Source organism: Aquamicrobium aerolatum DSM 21857 (assembly GCF_900113935.1).
GTDB lineage: Bacteria > Pseudomonadota > Alphaproteobacteria > Rhizobiales > Rhizobiaceae > Aerobium > Aerobium aerolatum.
Genome location: NZ_FORF01000043.1, coordinates 1 through 5,625 on the forward strand (window position 1 = coordinate 1; position 5,625 = coordinate 5,625).

Sequence of the window (5,625 nt, forward strand, 5' to 3'; positions counted from 1 at the left end):
AGATCCCCGATCAGGTTTCACAAGAGCCCGATAGCTGGGGAGTGATTGCCCAGCAGCATGGTTGGGCGGTGCCGGCTGGGGAGCCAGCCACATTGCCCCCGGCTCCTACGGCAACCGTCAACGACGCACTTCGCGCTCAACCTGACCAAGCGGCCCGATCCGATGCCCAACGTGTTGGCTTCAACAAGACGCAGTCCCACATGCTTGGCATTCTTGCCAATCCCGACGTCTCGCAATCGGTCAGAGAGGTCGCCAAGGCCGAATACGAACGCATGGCCAAGCTCAATGAGCCCACCGCGCAGATGCGTGAGTTTGCGCATTATCTTGGTCTCGATGAATCAGGCCGTCGGGATTTCCGCGACTTCCGCCAGTCGGGATCGTCGCAGACAAACGTTAATCTCAGCGGCGATGGTGCACCGGGGCTCGGAAAACTCAGCGCCGATTACGGCTACGTTCTCGACCCCGCGACGCGACAACCCGTCATTGACCCCGCCACCGGTTTGCCCCGGGCGGCACCCGTCCCCGGGAGCCCAGCGGACAGGTCTGGATCGGTCGCGGCGGCCGCCCAAGGACGCGAGACATCCACGTCGATCATTACCAACGCGGCGCAATTGGCACGTGATGCGCTGGCAGCCCCAGGCTTCCCCGCAACGGGGACGGTCGGTCGAATGATGTCGAGACTTCCGGAATCCAACGCCGCAGAGGCCCGCAGGCAAGTTGACGTTCTCAAGGCCAACGCGCGTATTGAGAACCTGCAGGCGATGCGTGAGGCTTCACCAACGGGCGGTGCGCTCGGCAACGTCTCCGACAGCGAGGGCGCAATGTTGGCCGCGAAGTCCGGCGCGCTCGATCCGGACAGCCCGACATTCGAACGCGATCTGGAGGATTACGAGCGCACGATGCTTCGGATCGTTCATGGTCATCAGGCTGGTGATGCAGTGTTCGAGCAGACACGACAGAGCAGCGGCATCCCTTCGGGTGCGGCGGAAATGCTGCGAGCAAACCCGCAACTGGCTGACCAATTCGACGCGAAATATGGTCAAGGCGCTGCGCAGCGGGTTTTGGGAGGTCAATGATGACCAACATCTTCGATCAGTTCGATGCAGAGCCTGGTGCCGCAGTTCCCGGCGGGAACATCTTCGATCAGTTTGATGAACCGGCAAACCCAGCGGCCCGCAGCGGTCTGGCTCTCAACAGCACCGCCGGCCTCAATAGCGCGATCTACAACACGGCTGGCTTACCGGTCGATCTGACGCGCGGAGCGATCAATCTCGGCATCTCCGGCATCAACGCCGCGACCGGTGCGGACATTCGGCACCTGCCATCTGACGGGTTCATGGGCAGCGAGTGGATCTCCAATCGGATGGGCGACATTCACCCGGTGCTTGATCCAGCCAACACCGAGGCGACCACGACTGGCGAGCGCATCGCACGCGGCGTGGGTGAAGGGGTTGGCTACACCGTCGCCCCACAGACGGCTGTGGGCGGGCTGTTGCGCGCCGGTGGTGGCAGAGCGGTAGAAAGCGCCGCTCGATTCATCGGCCAGCCCGGGAGCCTTCGCGCCGCTGGTGGCGAAATGCTTGCAGGTGGATCCGCTGGCGGCGGTGCCTCCCTTGGAATGGAAGTCGCTCCGGACAGGTATGATGCACTCGCTGCAACCGCTGGCGGCCTTGCTGGTGGTCTTTTGGGAACAGCGATTGCCAGCGCCCCAGCGATTGGGCGCGCCGCGCGGGAAGCATTCTCGGACTTCACAGCGCCAATGCGAGAGTCCGGCCGCCAAGGTATTGCTGCCCGACAGCTTTACGACGCGGCGACCGATCCGAGCGCGGTTCGCCAAATGCTTGACGATGGGATTGATGATCTGGTTCCAGGCTCAAACCCCACGACATTCCAGGCGACCGGCGATCTTGGCCTTGGCGGCATGGAGCGTGGTGCGGCTGCACGGCGTCCTGACCTCTTCGCCCAGCGCCGTGCGGAGCAGAATTCGGCTCGCCTGAGCCATCTGGGCAGCATTCAGGAAAATGGCGCTCCCGAGGCCGTCGCCAAGGCGGTGCGCGATCATCTTGCCCGGATTGATGACGAGACACAGCATGCACTCAACGCGGCAACCCAATCGGCGCGCCAGAGCGCTGGCAACGTCGGCTCAGGCCTGTCGCCCGATGCCGCCGGCTCCAACATACGCCAGGCGCTGGAAGCAGCCCGTGCAGCGGCAAAGGACCAGGAGCGCGCCCTGTGGCAGGCCGTTGACCCCGATGGCAGTCTCGCCCTTGCCGCTCGAGGCACAAAGCAGGCCGCCCGGTCGATTGCAGATGATCTGCCGCGCTCTGCCAAGCCGATGACGGGCGAGGAAGCCTCCATCCACGGCGTTTTGCAGCACTATGATGAAGTGGTTCCATTCGGTGAACTTACTGCGCTCCAGAGCAGGATCAAATCCGAACTGCGCGCCGAAAGACTTGCGAATGGTGAAAGCCCCGCATATCGTCGTCTGACGCGACTGAACAGGGCTATCGAAGGCGATTTGGAAACGGCGATTGCCGGTAAGGTCGCTCAGGAGGCCGATGCAGTTGCACGAGGCGTGATGGATGAGCAGAATACTCTGCTCGCGAAATTGCGCGATGAGGTCTTTGCATTCCGTGACAGACGATACGCAGCGACCGGGGAAGTCGATGGAGCAGGCTCTCGCGGACCTGCCATCGGCCGATCATCCGGCATTTCTGGCGCACCTCGAGCAGAAGGCGAAACGTTCGGCGGATTTGGAAGTTCTCCGCGCGATCCGCGACTATCGGGCGATGACCTCCAGCCCAACTTTGATGAAGCAGCCCTCGGACGACTGAGGGAAGCACGGCATGCCACGCGCACCCGCGTCGAGACGTTCGACAACAAGACGCTTGGTCCGATCCGTCGCCGCCCCTCAACAACGGCTCCCTACGATCTTCCAACCGGCACCGTGCCGGAGCGCATTTTCAACGCAAGTTCTTCAAGCCCCGAAGCCATCCGCCGTTTCCGCAACGCTGTCGGTGATGAACAGGCTCTCCCCGTCATTCAGGAATACGCAGTCGATCGCCTGCGGGCCTTCGCAATGGACGCTGATGGCACGTTGAACCCGGCTCGGGTGACGGCATGGCGGCGACGCCATCAAGAGGCGCTGCGGTCATTCCCCGAACTGGATGCGCGCCTTGGTGATGCTGCCCGCGCCTCGGAAGCCATCGAGCAAGTGGGTCGAACCCGCAAGCTTCGTCTCGATGACGCACGCAAGGGCAAGCTTGGCGCGCTGCTGAACGTCGATGATCCGACCGATATCGTCAACACCGTGGGCGGCGTCTTTGGGCGCAGCGACAGCCTTCAGCAGATGTCGCGCATTCGCTCGGCCATCGGGAGCGACAAGGAAGCGCTAGAGGGCCTGAAGAAGGCCACCGTTGACTATATGACCGGGCGTTTCGTCGGCAACACCGAGGTCGCGACCAGCGGGCAGGCCGGCATCCGATCCGATCAGTTCCAGAGTTTCCTCAAACAAAGCAAGCAGGCGCTGCGCTTGGCTGGCTTCAGCGCTGACGATGTTGGCCGGATGCAGGCAATTGCCGATGACCTGTCGCGGGCCAACCGATCGATTGCCGGTGTTCGCATCCCCGGTGGCTCGAACACCACGCAGGACATGATCGCCGCGGGCAATCGAAGTGTGTCCAACTTGGGCAAGCTGCTTTCAGTTGCTGCCGCCGGCGTCGGCTCCTACGTCAGCGGCCCGCTCGCCTCCATGGCCGGGGTCATGGGCGGTCAGGCAGTATCGGCCATGCGCCAAGCCGGGTTGCACACTGTTGATGACCTGATCGCAGACGCGATGCTCAATCCGAACGTCGCCAAGCTGCTTTTGTCGAATGTACCGTCCAAACCGGATCATGGCGTCTGGAAGCTTATGGCCAGGCACTACAGCCGCGCTTCTCGCGTGTCGGCAACGATGGGCGCTGAGGAAGGATCGCCGCGATGACCAGCAAGCCCCCACTCATCATCGAAGTACGCGACCTGTCTGGTGAACTCGAGACGCTCGACCTTCTTGGGATACAGGGAATGTGTGACCCAGCCGCCCTCGCCCGTTTCCAGGCCTGCGCTGTCGAGCTGCGGGATTGGACCCCCAGCGATCAGCTGTCCATGGGAGATCTGATGCAAGGTCTGTCGCACATGCTTATCGGAGCGTTCAGCCTGCATAACCACGCAGACATGCAGCGCCTGTTGGGCTCAGACCAGTCAGCGGCCAGCGTGCCATTCGATATCGCCCAAGCCTGCCTGCGCAAGGCTGTCGTCGTCCTTGAGATCGCAATGCGCAACGCTGCCCGGGACGCAGCAGGTCCCCTCTCGCCAGAGGAAGCATGCACGGGCGAGAGCGTTCACTGACCTAAGCCTCGCAGACCCTGCCAATACAGGACAGCATCAGGACATGAGCACCGACAAGAAATCCAAGGATACGCGCTTCAAGCCCGGCCAGAGCGGCAACCCTGCAGGCCGCCCCCTTGGTGCACGCGCAAAAGCCTTAGCTGCCTTGGACGCTCTCGCAGAGGGTGAAATGACGGACATCGCCAGAGCCATGATCGAGAAGGCAAAGGAAGGTGACACGACTGCTGGCCGCCTGATCCTTGATCGTGCATGGCCAATGCGCAAAGGACGAGGGATCACGTTCGAATTGCCTCACGTGTCCAAAGTGGATGATCTGCCGGAAGCCATCGCCGCCGTCACCCGGCAGGTTGCCGATGGCGAGATCTCCCCGGATGAAGGCGCCACCATAATCTCGCTGCTTGAGGCGCATCGCAAGGCCATCGAAACCAACGAATTCTCCGACCGTCTTGCAGCTCTCGAGGAAAGGATGGGCAAGCCATGAGCACGGCGCTTTCGCTACGTCTGAAGCGGCTGGAGAAGAAAGCAGGACTTGAAGACCCGCTGAAGCTTTTGACCGATGAGGAGTTGGACCGGATGATCGACACGGTCGAGGCCAGCATCGCGACAACGGCCGGAGTTCCTGCTCATAAGGACGCTGAACGACTGCATGGCCGCGAAGCAGCTGATGAACTGACGCAGGCGGAAATGCAGCGGCTCGTGATCAGCATCGTCAACACGCGACATGAGATTGGAGCATCCCATGGCAGGTAATCTCGCAACACGTCTGGAAAAGCTTGAGGCAATTGCCGGCGCGCGAACGCCTACCGTCAAACTCGTGCGCATGTGCGTTTCGGACGATGACATTGCGGAGGCTCATCGTGAGGCGACCGAACGTGGGCTGACAGATGACGAGGTGCAGATCATTCACCTGGTGCCGCTCCAACCCCTCTGAACAGGAGGGATGAAAGTGAAGGGAAAACGCAACCGCACGCCAATGGAATGTGCAGCACGACTTTTGGCTGGCCCAAAAGAAAGTCAATTCATGTTGCGACGTCGGGACCGGCAATTCCGCGCCTCCAGATCGTTTACTTATCGAGAGGTGTGTGGTTGTTTCGTACAGCAAATGCTGTAGTCACAGCATTTTTCACTAGCGGCCTAGTCGGCTTCATCTTCAGATGTCAGAAGAGGCGAGTGACACTAGGGGGATCAAATGAAGTTCGCTGTTTCGATTGCCGTAATCGCCCTCGCACTTGCAGGATG

The 5,625-nt window shown here is 61.5% G+C and carries 6 protein-coding genes; all 6 read left to right on the top strand.

The genetic code is table 11. The annotated features are described in order from the left end of the window. A partial coding sequence (locus BMZ42_RS17560) for a hypothetical protein (RefSeq protein WP_210185247.1) occupies positions 1-1,076 on the top strand: 1,076 nt, incomplete at its 5' end. Continuing rightward, a complete protein-coding gene (locus BMZ42_RS17565) occupies positions 1,076-3,982 on the top strand; it encodes a hypothetical protein (protein WP_091525158.1) in 2,907 nt (968 codons plus the stop codon). The genes BMZ42_RS17560 and BMZ42_RS17565, both read left to right, overlap by 1 nt. Next, on the top strand, positions 3,979-4,386 hold the full coding sequence (locus BMZ42_RS17570) for a hypothetical protein (protein WP_091525159.1): 408 nt from the start codon (positions 3,979-3,981) through the stop codon (positions 4,384-4,386). The genes BMZ42_RS17565 and BMZ42_RS17570 overlap by 4 nt, the downstream gene beginning before the upstream one ends. 43 nt (positions 4,387-4,429) lie before the next feature. Next, a complete protein-coding gene (locus tag BMZ42_RS17575; RefSeq protein WP_091525161.1) occupies positions 4,430-4,867 on the top strand; it encodes a DUF5681 domain-containing protein in 438 nt (145 codons plus the stop codon). After that, positions 4,864-5,136 carry a hypothetical protein gene (locus tag BMZ42_RS17580; RefSeq protein ID WP_091525163.1) on the top strand — a complete coding sequence of 91 codons (273 nt, stop codon included), beginning with the start codon at positions 4,864-4,866 and terminating at the stop codon, positions 5,134-5,136. The genes BMZ42_RS17575 and BMZ42_RS17580 overlap by 4 nt, the downstream gene beginning before the upstream one ends. Then, positions 5,126-5,317 (top strand): hypothetical protein, encoded by a 192-nt coding sequence (locus BMZ42_RS17585; RefSeq protein ID WP_091525165.1) that lies wholly within the window; start codon positions 5,126-5,128, stop codon positions 5,315-5,317. The genes BMZ42_RS17580 and BMZ42_RS17585 overlap by 11 nt, the downstream gene beginning before the upstream one ends. The last annotated feature ends 308 nt before the right edge of the window (positions 5,318-5,625 follow it).

Coding starts and splice junctions, on each gene's coding strand:
- BMZ42_RS17585 (WP_091525165.1), top strand. CDS start 5,126: ATGGCAGGTAATCTCGCAACACGTCTGGAAAAGCTTGAGGCAATTGCC.
- BMZ42_RS17570 (WP_091525159.1), top strand. CDS start 3,979: ATGACCAGCAAGCCCCCACTCATCATCGAAGTACGCGACCTGTCTGGT.
- BMZ42_RS17575 (WP_091525161.1), top strand. CDS start 4,430: ATGAGCACCGACAAGAAATCCAAGGATACGCGCTTCAAGCCCGGCCAG.
- BMZ42_RS17580 (WP_091525163.1), top strand. CDS start 4,864: ATGAGCACGGCGCTTTCGCTACGTCTGAAGCGGCTGGAGAAGAAAGCA.
- BMZ42_RS17565 (WP_091525158.1), top strand. CDS start 1,076: ATGACCAACATCTTCGATCAGTTCGATGCAGAGCCTGGTGCCGCAGTT.